The sequence below is a fragment of the Pseudomonas sp. gcc21 genome (genome assembly GCF_012844345.1).
Taxonomy (GTDB): domain Bacteria; phylum Pseudomonadota; class Gammaproteobacteria; order Pseudomonadales; family Pseudomonadaceae; genus Halopseudomonas.
In genome coordinates this window covers 3,664,468-3,683,026 of sequence record NZ_CP051625.1, presented here as the reverse complement: position 1 = coordinate 3,683,026, position 18,559 = coordinate 3,664,468, and the positions used below count along the sequence as shown (strand labels likewise).

Genomic DNA, 18,559 nt, shown 5'->3' with positions numbered 1-18,559 from the left:
GCGGGCTTGGCTGGGCGAGGCGTTCAGTCGACGGCAATCGGGTGGTCAGGCAAAGCACGCTCAGCAGTGCTGACCCTGCTTGCCCTGACCCTGGTTCTGACCGGTTGCGAGAAACCCAACCGACTGGAGCAGATTCACGAAGAGGGTGTGCTCCGTGTAATCACCCGCAACACACCCACCACTTATTACCAGGACCGTAACGGCGATACCGGTCTCGAGTACGAACTCAGTAAACGTTTTGCCGACAGCCTGGGCGTGGAGCTGGATCTCAGCACTTCCAATACGCTCGATGAAATCTATCAGCGTCTGGGCGCAGAGAATGGTCCGGACCTGGCTGCAGCGGGTCTGACAATCAACCCGGCCCGTGAGGGTCAGGTTCGCTTCGCTGAACCCTACCTTGATGCTACCCCGCAGGTGGTCTATCGGCGCGGTACCCGCCAACCACGCAATCTCGGCGATATCTTCGGCAAACGCGTCATGGTACTGAAGGGCAGCACCGTGGCCGACCAGCTGCGCAATCTGCAACTCGAACACCCCGAGCTGACGTTCGAGGAATCCGACAACCTCGAAATCGTCGACCTGCTACGCCTGGTCAACGATGACGAAATCGACCACGCGGTGGTGTATTCCAACGAACTGGTGGTCAATCAGGCGTTCTACCCCGCTGTCCGCGTCGGTTTCGATCTTGACCAGCCCCGCCCTATCGCCTGGGTGTTGCCGCACAGCAATGATGACAGTCTGCTCAAAGCGATTTCTTCCTTCTTCGAGACGATAAAGACAAACGGAACGCTCGATCAGCTGGTTGAGCGATTTTATGGCCATTCCGATGTGCTTGATTACGTCGGCGCCCGGGCCTTCGCCCGACACATGCAGAGTCGGTTGCCGCGGTTTGAAACCCATTTCCGTCAGGCCGGCGATCAGTATGCTCTGGATTGGCGCCTACTGGCAGGCATGGCCTACCAGGAATCGCTGTGGGACCCGGATGCACGTTCACCCACAGGCGTGCGCGGTCTGATGATGCTGACCCTGCCGACGGCCAAATTTGTCGGCGTGACCAACCGCATTGATCCCAAGCAGAGTATTTTTGGCGGGGCGCGCTATCTGGTCTGGGTGCGGGATCAATTGTCGACGGATATTCCCGAGCCAGACCGCACCTGGTTTGCCCTGGCTGCGTATAACGTCGGGCTCGGGCATCTGGAAGATGCGCGGATCCTGACGCGTAACAACGGCCGCGATCCAAATCGCTGGATTGATGTAAAAGACCATCTGCCTCTGCTTGCCAAGAAACAGTGGTACACCCAGACCCGCTACGGTTATGCCCGCGGCGGGGAACCCGTCAACTACGTGCAGAATATCCGGCGCTATTATGAAATCCTGCAATGGATAACCCAGCCGCAGTCTGAAACGGGCCGCTTACCGGACAGCAACTACCACACACCAGGCATATTGGAGCAACTGCCCCAGGGGATCTGAGCGCGACGCTGCCGCAGCAACCTGCCAGAGGCTGAGCGTGACGTGAGATACCGATAGAAACTACCGAAAGGTTAACTCGCAGCAAAGGAAGCGACTGTCAGGATGGCGGCTGAGAAACGCCCAAGCCGTGCGCTTGGCTCAACGCCCCCGACGAGCCTTGAAAAACGCGGTCAGGACGGCAGCGCACTCCTCTTCCAGCACACCGCCTTCCACTTCAATGCGATGATTCATCCAGGGCTGCGCAAGGATCTGGCTACGGCTTACTACCGCGCCCGCGCGCGGCTCCGTGGCGCCAAATACCAGCCGTTTGACCCGACTATGAATCAGAAGCCCCGCACACATGGTGCAAGGCTCCAGCGTCACATACAGCGTGGAATCGGGTAAGCGGTAGTTCTGCTGCTTGGTGGCCGCCTGACGCAGCGCCACCATTTCAGCATGGGCGCTGGGATCATGGCTGACGATAGGCTGATTGAACCCCCTGCCGATAACCCGGCCGTCCTGCACCAGCACGGCGCCAACCGGCACCTCACCGCAGGCGGCGGCCTGTTCGGCTTCCGCGAGCGCAAGGCGCATGAAGTCGATATCGGCAGGTTTCATTGATCAGATCAGCGCCCGTTCGCGCAGCAGGCCGATAACCTTCTCAACGCAGGTATCCACATCCAGCTCGGCAGTATTCAATACCAGCTCTGCGTCTTCCGGCGCTTCGTAAGGATAAGAAACTCCCGGCACGGTGTCTTCGGTGTTGGCCGCGTACAGCCCGGACGGATCCCGAGTTTTACAGACCTCAAGCGGCGCATCCAGATACACCATCAGGCACCGTTCGCCAAGGATGTGCTTGGCAGCCGCACGCCCCTCTTCGGTAGGTGCCATAAAGGCGCCAAGAGCAATCAAGCCGGCTTCATTGAGCTGTCTGGCGATGCGTGCACCTTTCTGCAGGTTCGCGGCACGGCCGGCAGCATCCTGCCCTACCCCCTTGCTCAGATCCTGACGCAGCACCTTGCCATCCAGCACGTAACAGGCGCGGCCGCTATCGAACAGCTTGCGCTCCACCGCGTAGGCAATAGTACTTTTGCCGGACCCGGACAAGCCGGTGAAGAGCACGGTGACCGGCTCCTGACCGAAACGTACAGCACGTTCCGATGCGGTTACGTGGGCCAGACGGCCATGATGGCTGCCCGTGGTGTTCTGTCCGAACAACCCCTTGGCCACGATCATGCCTGCGCCGACGGTGCCATTGGTCATGCGGTCGACGATAATGAATGCGCCTGAAACCGGGTTGGCTCGATAATCGTCATAGGCAATCGGCCGCTCCAGGGCCAGCTCAACCCGACCAATCTCATTCAATTCCAGCTGCGCCGCGGTCTGCTTCTCCAACGTATTGACGTCGATCTGGTGCAGGATACGCGTGAAGGAGCCCGGGCTGGTGCTGGTCGCACGCTTGATGTCGTACTTGCGCCCTGGCTGCATTGGCTGCTCAGCCATCCACACGATGTCGGCTTCGAACTGATCGCCGATCAACGGCCGATTGTCCACATGCGCCAGCATGTCGCCCCGGGAGATATCCACCTCATCTTCCATGGTCAGAGTAACGGCCTGGCCTGGTCCGGCGCTTTCCAGCTCGCCATCATAGGTCACGATGGATTTGACCCGACTGGTCTTGCCCGAAGGGAGCACCACCAGCTCGTCGCCCTTGTGGACGACGCCGGACGCAACGGTACCGGCGAAGCCGCGGAAGTTCAGGTTCGGTCGGGTAACCAGCTGCACCGGGAAGCGCAGATCGGTAAGGTTGCGGTCGGCGGCGATTTCAACCGTCTCGAGAATTTCCATCAGCGACGGCCCGGTATACCAGGGGCTGCGCTCGCTGCGATTGACCACGTTGTCGCCCTTCAGCGCAGACATGGGCACAAAGTGCACGCTGCTGCCGTCAAGCAGTTCAAGCCCGCCGGCGAAGCGCCGGTAATCGTCACAGATCCGGTCGAATACGGTCTGATCGAAATCCATCAGGTCCATCTTGTTGATAGCAACGACGATGTGTTTGATGCCCAATAGCGACGCGATAAAGCTGTGCCGGCGGGTCTGCGTCTGTACGCCGTAACGGGCGTCAATCAGGATGATCGCCAGGTCACAGGTTGAAGCCCCGGTGGCCATGTTGCGGGTGTACTGCTCATGGCCGGGGGTGTCGGCAATGATGAATTTGCGCTTGGCAGTGGAAAAGTAGCGGTAGGCTACATCGATAGTGATGCCCTGCTCGCGCTCGGCCTGCAACCCATCAACCAGGAGCGCGAGGTCGACTTCCTCGCCCGTGGTACCGGACTTTCTCGAGTCTCGGGTGATGGCTTCCATGTGATCTTCATAGATCATCTTGGAATCGTGCAGCAAACGGCCGATCAGCGTGCTTTTGCCGTCGTCGACGTTGCCGCAGGTCAGAAAGCGCAGCAGCTCCTTACGCTCGTGCTGCCCCAGATAGGCCAGGATATCCTGACTGATAAGATCTGATTGGTGACTCATGTAATTCTCCGGGGTGAGCGCTTAGAAATAGCCTTGGCGTTTCTTTTCTTCCATCGATCCGGCTTGATCGTGGTCGATCACCCGGCCCTGGCGCTCAGACGTGCGGGTCAAAAGCATTTCCTGAATGATTTCCGGCAAGCTGGCAGCGGTGGACTCCACTGCGCCGGTCAGCGGATAACAGCCGAGGGTGCGGAAGCGGACCATCTTTTCTTCCGGCACTTCGCCCTCTTCCAGCGGCATGCGCTCGTCATCGACCATGATCAGCGAACCGTTGCGCTCGACCACCGGGCGCTTGGCGGCAAAATACAAAGGCACAATCGGAATGCTTTCGAGATAGATGTATTGCCAGATATCCAGCTCGGTCCAGTTGGATAGCGGGAATACGCGGATACTCTCGCCTTTGTGAACCTTGCCGTTATAGATATTCCACAATTCGGGACGCTGGTTCTTCGGATCCCAGTGGTGATGCTTGTCACGGAAGGAGTAGACGCGTTCCTTGGCCCGCGATTTTTCCTCATCACGGCGGGCACCGCCAAAGGCGGCATCAAAGCCATACTTGTCCAATGCCTGTTTCAGGCCCTGCGTCTTCATCACATCAGTGTGCACAGCACTACCATGGGTGAAGGGTCCGATGCCCTGCGCCACGCCCTCGGGATTCTTGTGAACCAGCAGTTCGAGCTCCATCTCCTCGACCATGCGTTCACGGAAACTGTACATCTCGCGAAATTTCCAGCCGGTATCGACGTGCAGGACCGGGAACGGCAGCCGGCCCGGATAGAAGGCCTTGCGGGCCAGGTGCAACATGACCGCGGAGTCCTTGCCGATCGAATACAGCATCACCGGATTCTGAAACTCGGCGGCCACCTCGCGAATGATGTGGATGCTTTCGGCTTCCAGTTGCTTGAGATGTGTCAGTTTTTCGAGCATGGCGTACTCACGATGAAGGGCAATCAGATAGGCAGGCATTGTAACAAAGCCACTTGCATCTAATAAGCCGCCTTTTAATACCTTTAAAGCATAACCATATATTAGCCCGATCAGCCCGATGCAACCGGAGTCACAACGAATCAGACAGGGTTATCGATATCGACAAACCGGTGTTCGATACCGAACTGAGCGGCAAGCTTCTCGCCCAGCGCCTGCACTCCGTACCGCTCGGTTGCGTGATGACCTGCGGCAAAGAAATGAATACCGTTCTCCCGCGCACTATGAACCGTCGGCTCGGAAACCTCCCCCGTGACGAAGGCGTCCATCCCAAGTGCTATGGCCTTCTCGATGTAACCCTGGGCCGCGCCGGTGCACCAGGCAATACGCTTGATCGGCCGGTCGTTTCCGGCGATGTGCAATGGCGCCCGTCCGAGGGCTTGCTCGAGGCTGCTCGCCACCTCAGCCCCCGAAAGGGCTGACTCGAGTTCACCGTGCAACCCTACCGACCGCGGATTGGTCGGCTCCAGGCCGCCGAGAATATGCCAGCCCAGCAACCGGGCAAGCTGGACGTTATTGCCTACCTCGGCATGGACATCCAGCGGCAGGTGGTAGGCCAGCAGGCTGATATCGTTTTCCAGCAGGGCCTTGAGTCGTTTCTTCTTGATCCCGGTCAGCGGCGCAGCTTCACCTTTCCAGAAATACCCGTGATGGACCAACAGCATGTCCGCGCCCTGCTCTATCGCAGCATCAACCAATGCCTGACTGGCGGTGACGCCGGTAATCAATCGCCGCACCTGGTCGCGCCCTTCGACCTGCAATCCGTTCGGGCAGTAGTCTTGAAACGCCGGACTTTCCAACATGGCATCACAGTAGGCAACGAGCTCGTTGCGTGGGACCGAGCCTTGATCGCTCATGATATTCTCCAGCCAATGGACAGAGCTTGCATTCTCGAGCCGCAGCAGAGCCTTTTCAAGAACTTGCGCTCCACAGGGCCTTGGCATGTACCTATAATGCTCGGTTTAGGTTCCTTAGACGGGCCGACCATGATTCAAGGGACAGCGTAAATGAAGGATCTCGTGCGTAATCTCGCGTGGCCTGTGGCCTGCGGCCTGTTGGCGGCACTGCTGATAATCCAGAAGTACCCGCACTGGCTCGGCTTGCCCGAAAAAAGCAACGTAGCGATTCAGGTCGCACCGCAGGCTGCAGCTCCGTCGGTGGGCCCAGCCTCCTATAGCGACGCGGTACAGCGCGCTGCGCCCGCCGTCGCCAGCATCTTTACCAGCAAGGACCTCGGCACCGAGACCAACCCACCGCCGCGTGCGCCAACCCTCAGGGATTATTCGGACACCATGCCGGCGCCCGCACGGCGCCAGTCCAGCCTCGGTTCGGCAGTGATTCTAAGCCCCGATGGCTATCTGCTGACCAACAATCACGTCATTGCTGACGCCGATGAGATTCTCGTTGCTCTGCAGGACGGCCGCGAAGCACTTGCCAGGCTGATCGGCACGGATCCGGAAACCGATCTGGCGGTACTGAAAATCGATCTGCCCAACCTGCCGGCGGTCACCATCAGCTCCAGCGACGAACTCAGACAGCGCACCGGTGATGTGGTCATGGCAATCGGTAACCCGTTCGGCCTGGGCCAGACGGTAACCATGGGAATCATCAGCGCCACAGGTCGCAATCAGCTGGGGCTTAATACCTATGAAGATTTTATCCAGACAGATGCTGCTATCAACCAGGGCAACTCCGGCGGCGCGCTGATAGATGCACACGGCAATCTGATCGGTATCAATACCGCGATTTTTTCCCAGTCAGGAGGCTCCCAGGGAATCGGTTTCGCTATCCCGGCTCGACTGGCCTACGAGGTGATGCAGGAAATCATCGCCGCTGGCCGGGTCATACGGGGCTGGCTGGGCGTCGAAGTGCAACCGGTAACCCCCGAGCTGGCGGCTTCTTACAAGCTCAACCAGAGCGAGGGTATCGTGATTACCGGACTCTATCGAGATGGCCCCGCCTGGCAAGCGGGGTTACAGCCTGGTGATCTGATTTTGCGCATTGATGACCAGCCCGCCAGCAGCGGACGCGATGCCATGAACCAGGTGGCACGGGCCGATCCCGGTGAGAAAGTGACCATGGAGATTTTGCGCGACGGCAAAAAGCACACCTTTGTCGCGCAGGTTGGCGTTCGGCCCAGTTTCAAACCCTGAGCGGCCCCGCACCGAAAAGGGCCCCGAGGGGCCCTAGCCGGTCACGAATCAGATAAGGTGTTTCAGCGCGTCGAGCAGCGCCTGATTCTGTTCATCGGTACCGATGGTTATGCGCAGAAACTGGTTGATTCGCGGCGCATTGAAGTGCCGGACGATTACCCGCTGCTCGCGCAACCCCTGGGCTAACCCTCCGGCATCATGCGCGCCATGCCTGGCAAACACAAAGTTGGCGGCAGAAGGCAACACTTCAAATCCCAGCGCCTGTAATGCCTGGCTCAGATTTCCCCGGCTACGCATGACCGCCTGACACGTCGTGCGGAAGTATTCCTCATCTTCAAAAGCCGCGACCGCTCCCAGCAAAGCAAGACGATCCAACGGATAGGAATTGAAACTGTTCTTTATCCGCTCAAGCGCTTCTATGAGCTCCGGATGACCCACCGCCAGGCCGACCCGCATGCCAGCGAGCGAGCGTGACTTGGACAGGGTCTGGGTCACCAGCAGATTGGGATAACGATCGACCAGGCCGATTGCCGTCTCGCCGCCGAAATCGACATAGGCTTCATCGACCACCACCACCGACTCGGTGTTGGTCTGAAGAATGGCTTCGATCTTGTCCAGGCCCAATAGCATGCCGGTCGGCGCATTCGGGTTAGGAAAAATAATGCCGCCGTTGGGCTGCGCGTAATCTTCCGGACGAATAGTGAAATCATCCGCCAGCGCTACCGTACGGGCTTCGATGCCATACAGACCACAGTACACCGGATAGAAGCTGTAGCTGATATCAGGAAACAGTACCGGCCGGCCGTGCTGGAACAGGCCATGAAATATATGTGCGAGCACCTCATCGGAGCCGTTGCCCACAAATACCTGCTCTGCCGTGATCGAGTAATACCCGGCAATCGCCGCCTTCAGACTGTCGGCATTGGGCGCCGGATACAGCCGCAGGCCCGCATCCACCCCGCCGCGAATCGCCTCGAGTACACGCGGTGATGGGCCATAGGGGTTTTCGTTGGTGTTGAGTTTGACCAGGTTATCCAGCCTCGGCTGCTCGCCCGGGACATAGGGCACCAGATCTTTAACAAAGGGACTCCAGAAGCGGCTCACTTATCAACCCTCGAAACGGAAAGCTTGAGACCCGGACCACTGAGGTGATCCGGGCTCCGATTATCAGTCTTTGATGCGGTATTCGGCACTGCGCGCATGGGCTGTCAGGCTTTCGCCCCGGGCCAGCACCGATGCCGTTTTGGCCAGCTCCGAGGCACCCTCCGGGGAGCAGAAAATGACCGATGAGCGCTTCTGAAAATCATAGACGCCAAGTGGCGAGGAGAACCGCGCGGTACCGGATGTTGGCAACACATGGTTTGGACCCGCGCAATAATCACCCAGCGCCTCAGGAGTGAAGCGGCCCATGAAGATCGCACCGGCATGACGGATCTTCGGTAGCAGCGCATCGGGATCCGCTACAGACAATTCCAAGTGCTCCGGTGCGATGCGGTTCGAGACTTCGATCGCCTGATCGAGACTGGCGACCTTGATCAGCGCCCCGCGGGTTTCGATCGACACGCGCACCATATCGGCGCGCTCCAGACTGGACAACAGCTTGTCGAGGCTGGCCTGTACCGCGTCGAGGAATGCGGCATCGGGTGACAACAGAATCGACTGGGCATTTTCATCGTGTTCAGCCTGCGAGAACAGGTCCATGGCGATCCAGTCCGGATCTGTCTGGCCGTCACAAATCACCAGGATTTCCGAAGGTCCGGCAATCATGTCGATACCGACCTGACCGAACACGGCTCGCTTGGCGGTGGCGACGTAGATATTCCCCGGCCCGACGATCTTGTCTACGCGCGGAACGCTTTCGGTTCCATAGGCCAGCGCAGCGACCGCCTGGGCACCGCCGATGGTGACCACGCGATCGACACCGGCCAGACAGGCAGCAGCCAACACCAACTCGTTGATTTCGCCGCGAGGGGTCGGCACCACCATGACTACTTCGGGAACGCCAGCCACCTTGGCGGGTATGGCGTTCATCAACACCGAGGACGGGTAGGATGCCTTGCCGCCGGGCACGTAAAGCCCGGCCCGATCAAGCGCGGTGATCTGCTGGCCCAATACCGTGCCGTCAGCTTCCGTGTAGCGCCAGGATTCCTGACGTTGATGTTCGTGATAGAGACGCACCCGCTCTGCAGCCACTTCAAGGGCGGTGCGCTGTTCAGGTGTTATACGCTCGAGGGCAAGTTCAAGCCGCTCACGACCGAGTATCAGATCAGCCATGTTCGCGACATCAAGACCATCAAAGCGCGCCGTATAGTCGACTACTGCCGCGTCGCCCCGCTGGCGTACCGCCTCGATGATCTCATCAACGCGCTGGTTCACCGCCCGGTCAGACACCCCTTCCCACGCCAGCAGCGCATCCAGATGCTGATTGAAATCGACCTGGTCGGCGTCGAGACGGGCGATGTTCAATGGCGTGTTCATCAATCAGCTACCTTTGTTGAGAATGACAGGTTATTAAGTTTCGCTACGACGCTCGACAGCGTCGCCCAGCACATCGATCAGCGCCTTGATGCGGGCATGCTTCATCTTCATAGCCGCCTTGTTGACGATCAGTCGCGAGCTGATATGGCAGATCAACTCTTGCGGTTCCAGCCCGTTGGCGCGCAGCGTATTGCCGGTGTCGACCACGTCGATGATCTTGTCAGCCAGCCCCACCAATGGCGCCAGCTCCATCGAACCGTAGAGCTTGATTACCTCCACCTGACGCCCCTGCTCCGCATAATAGCGCCGCGCAACATTGACGAACTTGGTGGCGACGCGCAGCCGGCCCTTCGGCTCGGGCGTGTTGACCGGGCCTGCGGTCATCAGCCGGCAATTGGCGATCTTCAGATCCAGCGGCTCGTACAGGCCCTGGCTGTCGTACTCCATCAGCACATCCTTGCCCGCCACGCCCAGATCGGCAGCGCCGAGCTCGACGTAAGTCGGCACGTCAGTCGCGCGCACGATCAGCAGACGCACATCCGGATCGCTGGTGGGAAATATCAGTTTGCGGCTTTTCTCCAGATCCTCGATCGGTTCGATGCCGGCGAGCTTCAGCAGCGGCAGCGTATCGTCCAGGATGCGGCCCTTGGACAGGGCAATTGTCAGACTCTGGCTCATTACTGCTCCCTCAAGCGGGTACCCGTCGAATGCAGGCGCCCAGCGTTTGCAACTTTTCCTCGATGCATTCGTAGCCGCGATCGATGTGATAAATGCGATCGACCAGCGTTTCGCCGTCAGCAACCAGACCGGCAATGACCAGACTCGCCGAGGCGCGCAGATCGGTCGCCATGACTGGCGCACCCTTGAGCCGCTCGACGCCGCTTACGATCGCCGTGTTGCCTTCAATCAGGATATTGGCGCCCATACGGTTCATTTCCTGGACGTGCATGAAACGATTCTCGAACACCGTTTCAACGACAGTCCCGGTGCCTTCGGCGACCGCATTCATGGCTATGAACTGCGCCTGCATATCGGTCGGAAACGCCGGGTATGGAGCCGTGCGCAGATTGATCGCCCTGGGCCGGTTGCCCTTCATATCCAGGCTGATCCAGTTCTTGCCGGTATCTATCAAGGCACCCGCTTCTTCCAGCTTGAGCAACACGGCTTCAAGAATTGCCGGATCAGTATCCTTGAGCTTGACCCGGCCGCGGGTGGCAGCCGCCGCAACCAGATAAGTACCGGTCTCGATACGGTCCGGCATGACCGAATAACGCGCCGCATGCAAGCGATCCACGCCCTCGATAGTGATAGTTGCGGTGCCGTGTCCAGTGATGTTCGCGCCCATTGCAATCAGGCATTCAGCCAGATCAATGACCTCAGGTTCGCGGGCCGCGTTTTCCAGCACGGTACGCCCCTTGGCCAGGGTCGCCGCCATGAGTACGTTTTCAGTGCCGGTCACACTGACCGTATCGAAGAAGAAATGCGCACCGCGCAGACCGCCCGGGGGTGTTTTGGCCTTGATATAACCGCCGTCTACGGTGATCTCCGCGCCCATGGCTTCGAGGCCACGAATATGCAGATCGACAGGACGCGTACCAATAGCGCAACCGCCCGGCAGCGCGACTTCGGCCTGGCCGAAGTGTGCCAGCATGGGCCCAAGCACCAGGATGGATGCGCGCATCGTCTTGACCAGTTCATAGGGCGCAACCAGTGTGGTGATGCGAGTCGGATCGACTTCAACATTGAGCCGCTCGTCAACCACGGGTTCGACACCCATTCGGCCAAACAGCTCGATCATGGTGGTGATGTCGTGCAGATGTGGCAGGTTGCAGATAGTAACCGGCTCATCAGCCAACAGGGTGGCGGCCAGAATCGGCAGGGCCGAATTCTTGGCCCCGGAAATGCGGATTTCGCCGTCGAGGCTGTCGCCGCCGGTGATGATCAGTTTGTCCATGCGGATCTCTTTAGTCGGGGCCTTTCTCAGGAACGGCTTGTCCAGGCTTCACGGGTGAAAAATTTCATGGTCACGGCATGTATGCTGCCGTCAGTTATTGGCTGATTAAGCAGGGCGTAAACCTGCTGTTGACGCTTGACTGGCGGCAGCGCCGCCAGCTCGTCACTGATAACGTTAAGCTGAAAATTGCAGCCTTCGCCTTCCACTTCCACCTGGGCTCCCGGCAATTGCTCTTCGAGCATCTTCTTCACGTCGTGTGCGTGCATGAGGTTCTCTCCTGTGGCGTTTCGGTGCGGTTCAGCTGACCTGGGGGGACTCGGTTACCGAGGTCAGCCACTCATCAAGCTGACACACGGTGGCGATGCTGCTCAGTGCCTGCGGAACCTCGGTCAAACGTAGATTGCCGCCCTTTTCGGTCTGTTTGCGGGCGGCGACGAGGATAAGTGACAGACCAACACTGTTCGCCCGGCTGACACCAGACAGGTCCAGGAGAACGTCCTGCCCTGCCTGACCGACCGCCCTTTCGAGCTCGGCGCGTACGGATACCGCGGTGACGAAATCGAGCTCGCCTTCTATTTTTATCCGGTTGCCATCATCGCTGACGACGCGTGCACTCACTGCGCGACACCTTCTTCAACCTTCTCGCGGGACTGGGCAACCACCCCTCCCCAGTTGTCGATGACCTTGTCCAGGTCGTTACCATGCGCCTGCATGGCCTGCGCGAACTGGTCACGGAACAGCAAACCGATGTTGATGCCTTCAACGATCACGTTACGCACCATCCATTGACCATCCTTGTTGACCATGGTGTAAGTGGCCGGGTAAACGGTGCCGTTAGCGGTCTGGATTTCCATGTTGACGCTGGCGCGGTCGTCACGCTGCTGGTCGCGGTTACGCGGAGGCAGGACCTTGATCTTGCCGCTATCGAACTCCAGCAGAGCGTTGCCGTAGAACTGCACCATGCTTCGCTTGAACGTCTCGATGAACCGCTGGATTTGCTCAGGGCTGGCGTCACGACTGAATCGAACGGTCATGACGCTGCGCGCGATGCCTTCGTAATCCACCACAGGATCAAGCACTTCGCTGAGACCTTCCAGGAATGCCTCGGAATCCTTTCTGTACAGCTCCCGATTCGAATCGAGCACGTCCATCACGCGGTTGGACGTATCTTCAACCACTTGCTGCGGGGTCGCCGAAGCCGCGTGGGCAAACAGTGGGACAGACAGCGCCAGCATCAGAGCCAACTTGATTACATTTCGCATTTCTCTCTCCGGTTATTCGTCGCTGCTGCTGACGGTATTGAGCAGGAAGCGCCCGATCAACTCTTCAAGCACCAGGGCTGACTGAGTGTCATAAATTTCATCACCGTCGGCGAGCATCATGTCATCCCCACCGACTGAAATCCCGATGTACTTCTCACCAAGCAGACCTGAGGTAACAATTGAAGCGGCACTGTCCGACGGCAAGGTATCCACGCCGCTGAATATGGCCATTTCAACCTTGCCGGTATAACGGTTCTTGTCGAATTCGATACCGGTTACCTGCCCGATGGTCACGCCTGCCATGGTGACACGCGCTCGAGTGGTCAGCCCCGCGACGTTATCGAAATGGGCGTAGACCTTATAGACATCCCCGGTTGCATTCGTCGACAGGCCACTGACCCGTACGGCGAGAACCGCGAGAGCCAGCAATCCGGCGAGTATGAACACGCCTACTGTCAGTTCCAGAGTACGCATACGCATCTTGGGTTTCCTTGGGTAATCAAAACATCAAAGCGGTAAGAATGAAGTCCAGGCTCAGAACGGCCAAAGACGCGTAGACCACAGTGCGGGTGGTTGCCCGGCTGATGCCTTCGGAAGTCGGGTCGCAGTCATAGCCCTGGAATACTGCAATCCAGGTCACCACGAAGGCGAACACCACGGCCTTGATCAGGCCATTGATTACGTCGTCACCGAACTGGACGGCGTTCTGCATATTCGACCAATAGGAGCCGGAGTATACGCCGAGCCAGTCGACTGCGACCATGGCACCGCCCCAGATCCCCACCACGCAAAAGATCATGGCCAACAGCGGCATGGAAATAAACCCGGCCCAGAGCCGCGGAGCAATCACGTATTTGAGCGGGTCGACACCGATCATTTCCAGACTGGACAACTGCTCGGTAGCCTTCATCAAGCCGATTTCTGCTGTCAGGGCCGAGCCGGCACGCCCGGCAAACAGAAGCGCGGTGACCACCGGGCCGAGCTCGCGCAGCAAGGTCAGTGCGACCATCTGGCCAACCGCCTGTTCTGACCCGTAACCCGACAGAATGTTGTAACCCTGCAACGCCAGGACCATGCCGATGAACAGCCCTGACACCACGATGATCACAAGTGACAACACGCCCACAGCGTACAACTGGCGTACCAGCAGGCCCAGCGCATTGCCGAACCGGGAACGGCCCGCCAACGACTGAAACAGAAAAATACCGGAGCGCCCCAGCGCAGCAACCACGTCCAGGCCAGACCGGCCCAACAGGGCAATCCGGTCAGTCATCGAAGCTTTCATCGGCTCTCCCTGCCCAACAGATCGTCGACGTAGCCATTCGCCGGATAATGGAAGGGCACCGGCCCGTCCGGCTCGCCCTGCATGAACTGGCGGATGCGTGGATTATCCGAGTTCATCAGATCCTCGGGCTTGCCATGCCCCAGCACCTGGCCGTCGCCTACCACATATAAATAGTCGGCAATGCCGGCGGTCTCGGCCAGGTCATGCGACACAACAATGCTGGTCAATCCCAGTGCATCATTCAACAGGCGTATCAAGCGGACCAGTACGCCCATCGAAATCGGGTCCTGCCCTACGAATGGCTCGTCGTACATCATCAACTGAGGATCCAGTGCGATAGCCCGGGCCAACGCAACGCGGCGCTGCATCCCGCCGGACAGCTCGTCGGGCATCAACTGATAAGCGCCACGCAGCCCTACCGCCTGAAGCTTGAGCAAAACAATGTCGCGCACCATGTCTTCCGGCAGTTCGGTGTGAACACGCAGCGGAAAGGCGACATTTTCGAACACACTCAGATCGGTAAATAACGCGCCGCTCTGAAACAGCATGCCCATCTGCTGGCGCGCCTCGAATAATTCGTTGCGGCCCAGCCTGGGGATATTCTGATCATTGACCATGATCGCGCCGCTGTCGGGCCGCAGCTGCGCGCCTATCAGGCGCAACAGCGTGGTCTTGCCACAACCGGATGGCCCCATGATCCCGGTGACTTTGCCCCGGGGAATACGAATGTCGACGTTATCAAAGATCAGGCGTTCTCCCCGCGAGAAGGAAACCTTTTGCATATCAACGATGTAGTCCGGCGATACGGCCATATGAACAAACCTGATCCTGGGATGCCGCAGAGGGTGCGGCAAAAATGAACGCGTTAATATACCAGTTCAACCAGCTCGCCCCAAGCTGCGCGAAAACGGTGTCAATCAGCCCCCTGGTTTCCGGCGCGCACCGCAGTCACCTTATTAGCAACCGTTAACGCGGCGTTATTCAGAAACCGATTTCGGCCGGGGTGAGTTGGGCGAGACAAGGCGTTATACTCGCGGCCTGACCACACCAAGACGCAAACCATATGTCCGAATTCGACTTCATCGCCTCAGCACAGCGCACCATCAGCATGGAGCGCGACGCCGTAAATAGCCTGCTGGGTAGACTGGACCAGCATTTCAGCCGCGCCTGCCAGACTCTGTTGGACTGCAAGGCGCGCATAGTCGTCACAGGCATGGGCAAATCCGGCCACGTCGGCCGAAAGATGGCCGCCACGCTTGCCAGTACCGGCTCGCCGGCTTTTTTCGTGCACCCAGGCGAAGCCAGCCACGGCGACATGGGCATGATCACCCGTGAAGATGTGGTCATAGCTCTGTCGAATTCAGGCAACACCGCCGAGCTGGTTACCCTGCTGCCACTGATCAAGCGCCTCGGCGTGCCCATGATCAGCATTACCGGCAATCCAGATTCCACACTGGCACGCGCCGCAGTGGCCAACCTGCATACCGGTGTGGAGATGGAAGCCTGTCCACTCAATCTGGCACCGACCTCGAGCACCACCACTGCCTTGGTAATGGGTGATGCGCTGGCGATTGCCATGCTTGAAGCGCGCGGCTTCAGCGCTGAAGATTTCGCCTTCTCTCACCCCGGCGGCGCACTTGGGCGACGCCTGTTGCTCCTGGTCGACGACATCATGCACGCTGGTGAGCGTATGCCGATGGTCACACCGGATACACGCCTACGTGATGCGCTTCTGGAAATGACCCGCAAGGGCCTCGGCCTGACCGGCGTCGCCGATGAGAGTGGTGCGCTGATCGGGATATTCACCGACGGCGATCTGCGTCGCACACTCGATCACAACGTGGACATACACAGCGCCAGTATCGCCAGCGTCATGACCCCACGGGCCAAAACCGTGACACAGGGCGCGCTGGCTGCCGAGGCGCTGAAAGTAATGGAGGACGCCAAGATCAACGGGCTGTTCGTCGTCGACGAGGCAGGCAAACCGGTTGGCGCTCTGAACATGCATGACCTGTTACGTGCAGGAGTCGTATGAATCAGCCCCCTGAAATGCATTTGTTTGAACGGGCCCAGGCCATACGCCTGGCGATCTTTGATGTCGACGGCGTATTGACCGATGGACGGCTGTACTTCATGCCGGACGGCACCGAGTTCAAATCCTTCAACACGCTGGATGGCCACGGCATCAAAATGCTCATCGCCTCGGGTGTCGAGACTGCAATCATCAGCGGACGCAACTCCCCTTTGGTACAAAAGCGCGCCGCCAACCTCGGCATTCAGTATCTTATTCAGGGGCGTGAAGACAAGCTCAACGCCCTGGAAGAACTGCGCCAGCAGGTGCAGCTCAAATATCAGCAGATCGCCTTTCTTGGTGATGACCTTCCTGATCTGCCGGTCATGCGTCAGGTCGGGCTCGGCATGGCGGTAGCCAGCGCCGACTCTTTCGTACGCGAGCACGCACACGGTGTTACGCGCAATGCCGGCGGGATGGGCGCTGCGCGCGAATTTTGCGAATTCATCATGCGCGCCCAGGGCACGCTCGATGCCGCGCAGGCTGCTTACCTGTGAGCTTCAATCCGCCTCGTTATCTGGTAGTAGGCGCCATCGTCGGCCTGGCGCTGGCGATCGCCCTGGCGATGGGCTACTGGAACATTCGACCCGGCAGCTTCACTGAAACGGTGCTGGTGGATGATCCAAACCAACCCGACTTTTTCATGGAAAACAGCCAGATCACCATGCTCAATCCCGATGGCACGGTGCGCTATGAACTGACCAGCCAGCGCGCCACGCACCTTGCCAACGAGGACAGCACCCGACTGGAAGCGCCAAATCTCCTGTATTTCCGTGCAGACGAACAAGAGCCCTGGTTAGTAACCTCACGAACCGGGTGGATCACCGAAGGCGGTGACCGGGTTCAGCTGAACGACGATGTATTGCTCAAACAGGACATACCCGATGAGCCGATATCGCAAATGACCACATCGGCGCTGACGGTATTTCCTGCGAGGGATTACGCCGAGACCGATCAGGACGTTAGAATCGAAGCAGTCAGCGGCGTTACTACCGCCACTGGCATGCATGTCTATTTCCAAGACGGCCGCATGCAGCTGCTGTCCAACGTAAGAGGCCTACATGAGGTGCGTTAAACCCCTGGCGCTTGTTGCCCTGTTGCTTGGCCCCTGTTTTCAGGCAGCTGCCCTACCTGAAGACAGCAGCCAGCCCATTCGCATTCAGGCCAATACTGCCAACCTCGATGACCGGCAAAACGTCGCTGTGTATACCGGTGACGTCATCGTGACCCAGGGCAGCATGCGGCTGACCGGTAATGAAGTAACCCTGACCACTGACGCCGAGGGCGAGGTCCGCAAGATTGTCAGTGTGGGCAACCCCGCGACGTTCAAGCAGACGCCCAACCCCGGCAAAGGCCCAGTCAATGCACGCAGCCGCACCATTGAATACTTTGCTGCCGAGGAACGGGTGGTGCTGATCACCAATGCTCATCTCGACCAGGACGGCAACACCTTCGAAGGCGAGTACGTGACCTACAACGTCGCGGAAGAAGTAGTCGATGCCGGGCGTCCTGGCGGCGATGCCGAACAGCCCGAGCGCATCGAAATGGTGATTCAACCGCGCAATCGCAAGCCCGCGCCGGAGCCGGCCACCGATGATTAAGCTACAGGCGCACCATCTGGCCAAAGCCTACAAATCGCGCAAAGTGGTGCGGGATGTCTCCCTGTCGATCACCAGCGGCGAAGTCGTGGGTCTGCTGGGGCCTAACGGTGCAGGCAAAACGACCTGCTTCTACATGATCGTTGGGCTAGTGAAAGCCGACGAAGGAAAGATCCAGATCAATGGAGTAGATGTAACGGGCCTGCCCATGCATGGCCGCGCCCGCCAGGGCATCGGCTATTTGCCTCAGGAAGCGTCGATCTTTCGCAAACTGACCGTGGGCGAAAATATCATGGCAATTCTCGAGACCCGCAAGGACCTCAATCGCAAGGGTCGCGAAGGCAAACTGGAAGCCCTCTTGCGTGAGTTCCATATCCATCACCTGAAGGACAGCAAGGGTATGAGCCTGTCCGGCGGTGAGCGCAGACGAGCCGAAATTGCCCGGGCGTTGGCCACCGAGCCCCGTTTCATTCTGCTTGATGAACCGTTTGCAGGGGTCGACCCGATATCGGTCAACGATATCAAGCAAATCATCCAGCACCTCAAGGACAAGGACATAGGCGTTCTGATCACGGATCACAACGTCCGTGAAACGCTGGATATTTGTGACAAGGCATACATCGTCAACGACGGACACATCATCGCCGAAGGAGATGCGGAAACCGTGCTATCCAATCAATTGGTGAGGGACGTCTACCTCGGTCACGCCTTCCGTCTATAAAAGCCGCTTGGCTTCAGGCATGATCTTAAAGGCAAAGCGCCACGGCGCTTTCACGGTTCTGATTCAGCGCAC

21 protein-coding genes are annotated in these 18,559 nt (G+C 58.8%); 7 read left to right on the top strand and 14 right to left on the bottom strand.

All coding sequences use genetic code 11. The annotated features are described in order from the left end of the window. The first annotated feature begins 66 nt into the window (after positions 1 to 66). Positions 67 to 1,473, top strand: a complete 1,407-nt coding sequence (mltF, locus tag HG264_RS17150; protein ID WP_256663713.1) for a membrane-bound lytic murein transglycosylase MltF — start codon at positions 67 to 69, stop codon at positions 1,471 to 1,473. A gap of 138 nt (positions 1,474 to 1,611) precedes the next feature. Here mltF and tadA read toward each other — a convergent pair whose 3' ends face one another. The 4 genes from tadA to HG264_RS17130 all read right to left on the bottom strand — a co-directional run bounded on the left by tadA (position 1,612) and on the right by HG264_RS17130 (position 5,822). Further along, on the bottom strand, positions 1,612 to 2,070 hold the full coding sequence (tadA, locus tag HG264_RS17145) for a tRNA adenosine(34) deaminase TadA (protein WP_169408734.1): 459 nt from the start codon (positions 2,068 to 2,070) through the stop codon (positions 1,612 to 1,614). 3 nt (positions 2,071 to 2,073) lie between these two features. Next, entirely contained in the window at positions 2,074 to 3,981 is a 1,908-nt protein-coding gene (gene cysN / locus HG264_RS17140) for a sulfate adenylyltransferase subunit CysN (protein WP_169408733.1), read from the bottom strand. A 21-nt stretch (positions 3,982 to 4,002) separates the two neighbouring features. After that, positions 4,003 to 4,908, bottom strand: a complete 906-nt coding sequence (cysD, locus tag HG264_RS17135; RefSeq protein WP_169409190.1) for a sulfate adenylyltransferase subunit CysD — start codon at positions 4,906 to 4,908, stop codon at positions 4,003 to 4,005. A 140-nt stretch (positions 4,909 to 5,048) separates the two neighbouring features. Next, a complete protein-coding gene (locus HG264_RS17130; protein ID WP_169408732.1) occupies positions 5,049 to 5,822 on the bottom strand; it encodes a Nif3-like dinuclear metal center hexameric protein in 774 nt (257 codons plus the stop codon). A gap of 150 nt (positions 5,823 to 5,972) precedes the next feature. On the opposite strand from HG264_RS17130, the gene HG264_RS17125 reads away from it, so the two are divergent. Further along, a complete protein-coding gene (locus tag HG264_RS17125) occupies positions 5,973 to 7,118 on the top strand; it encodes a S1C family serine protease (RefSeq protein ID WP_169408731.1) in 1,146 nt (381 codons plus the stop codon). A 48-nt stretch (positions 7,119 to 7,166) separates the two neighbouring features. Here HG264_RS17125 and hisC read toward each other — a convergent pair whose 3' ends face one another. From hisC to HG264_RS17075, 10 genes are all read right to left on the bottom strand, one after another. Next, the gene (gene hisC / locus HG264_RS17120) at positions 7,167 to 8,222 is read right to left on the bottom strand and encodes a histidinol-phosphate transaminase (protein ID WP_169408730.1); all 1,056 of its coding nucleotides are present in this window, start codon (positions 8,220 to 8,222) and stop codon (positions 7,167 to 7,169) included. A 63-nt stretch (positions 8,223 to 8,285) separates the two neighbouring features. Further along, complete coding sequence (gene hisD, locus HG264_RS17115) at positions 8,286 to 9,596, bottom strand: histidinol dehydrogenase (protein WP_169408729.1); 1,311 nt, start codon at positions 9,594 to 9,596, stop codon at positions 8,286 to 8,288. 33 nt (positions 9,597 to 9,629) lie between these two features. Further along, on the bottom strand, positions 9,630 to 10,274 hold the full coding sequence (gene hisG, locus HG264_RS17110; protein WP_169408728.1) for an ATP phosphoribosyltransferase: 645 nt from the start codon (positions 10,272 to 10,274) through the stop codon (positions 9,630 to 9,632). A 10-nt stretch (positions 10,275 to 10,284) separates the two neighbouring features. Beyond that, entirely contained in the window at positions 10,285 to 11,550 is a 1,266-nt protein-coding gene (gene murA, locus HG264_RS17105; protein ID WP_169408727.1) for a UDP-N-acetylglucosamine 1-carboxyvinyltransferase, read from the bottom strand. A 26-nt stretch (positions 11,551 to 11,576) separates the two neighbouring features. Next, on the bottom strand, positions 11,577 to 11,816 hold the full coding sequence (locus tag HG264_RS17100; RefSeq protein WP_169408726.1) for a BolA family protein: 240 nt from the start codon (positions 11,814 to 11,816) through the stop codon (positions 11,577 to 11,579). Between the two features lie 31 nt (positions 11,817 to 11,847). Further along, the gene (locus HG264_RS17095; RefSeq protein ID WP_169408725.1) at positions 11,848 to 12,168 is read right to left on the bottom strand and encodes a lipid asymmetry maintenance protein MlaB; all 321 of its coding nucleotides are present in this window, start codon (positions 12,166 to 12,168) and stop codon (positions 11,848 to 11,850) included. After that, a complete protein-coding gene (locus HG264_RS17090) occupies positions 12,165 to 12,812 on the bottom strand; it encodes a phospholipid-binding protein MlaC (protein ID WP_169408724.1) in 648 nt (215 codons plus the stop codon). The genes HG264_RS17095 and HG264_RS17090 overlap by 4 nt, the downstream gene beginning before the upstream one ends. Positions 12,813 to 12,824: 12 nt before the next feature. Beyond that, entirely contained in the window at positions 12,825 to 13,292 is a 468-nt protein-coding gene (gene mlaD, locus HG264_RS17085; protein WP_169408723.1) for an outer membrane lipid asymmetry maintenance protein MlaD, read from the bottom strand. 19 nt (positions 13,293 to 13,311) lie between these two features. Further along, positions 13,312 to 14,097 (bottom strand): lipid asymmetry maintenance ABC transporter permease subunit MlaE, encoded by a 786-nt coding sequence (gene mlaE / locus HG264_RS17080; protein ID WP_169408722.1) that lies wholly within the window; start codon positions 14,095 to 14,097, stop codon positions 13,312 to 13,314. Then, complete coding sequence (locus HG264_RS17075) at positions 14,094 to 14,909, bottom strand: ATP-binding cassette domain-containing protein (RefSeq protein WP_169408721.1); 816 nt, start codon at positions 14,907 to 14,909, stop codon at positions 14,094 to 14,096. Before HG264_RS17075 ends, mlaE begins: the two co-directional genes overlap by 4 nt. A gap of 251 nt (positions 14,910 to 15,160) precedes the next feature. Here HG264_RS17075 and HG264_RS17070 point away from each other — a divergent pair, with 251 nt between their 5' ends. From HG264_RS17070 to lptB, 5 genes are read left to right on the top strand one after another with little or no spacing between them, the layout of a single operon-like run. Further along, positions 15,161 to 16,132 carry a KpsF/GutQ family sugar-phosphate isomerase gene (locus tag HG264_RS17070; protein WP_169408720.1) on the top strand — a complete coding sequence of 324 codons (972 nt, stop codon included), beginning with the start codon at positions 15,161 to 15,163 and terminating at the stop codon, positions 16,130 to 16,132. Continuing rightward, positions 16,129 to 16,665 (top strand): HAD family hydrolase, encoded by a 537-nt coding sequence (locus tag HG264_RS17065; protein WP_256663712.1) that lies wholly within the window; start codon positions 16,129 to 16,131, stop codon positions 16,663 to 16,665. The genes HG264_RS17070 and HG264_RS17065 overlap by 4 nt, the downstream gene beginning before the upstream one ends. Beyond that, the gene (gene lptC, locus HG264_RS17060) at positions 16,662 to 17,243 is read left to right on the top strand and encodes an LPS export ABC transporter periplasmic protein LptC (RefSeq protein WP_169408719.1); all 582 of its coding nucleotides are present in this window, start codon (positions 16,662 to 16,664) and stop codon (positions 17,241 to 17,243) included. Before HG264_RS17065 ends, lptC begins: the two co-directional genes overlap by 4 nt. Further along, positions 17,230 to 17,769: a lipopolysaccharide transport periplasmic protein LptA gene (lptA, locus tag HG264_RS17055; protein ID WP_169408718.1), complete on the top strand. Its 540-nt coding sequence runs from the start codon at positions 17,230 to 17,232 to the stop codon at positions 17,767 to 17,769. The genes lptC and lptA overlap by 14 nt, the downstream gene beginning before the upstream one ends. After that, entirely contained in the window at positions 17,762 to 18,487 is a 726-nt protein-coding gene (gene lptB, locus HG264_RS17050) for an LPS export ABC transporter ATP-binding protein (protein ID WP_169408717.1), read from the top strand. The genes lptA and lptB overlap by 8 nt, the downstream gene beginning before the upstream one ends. The last annotated feature ends 72 nt before the right edge of the window (positions 18,488 to 18,559 follow it).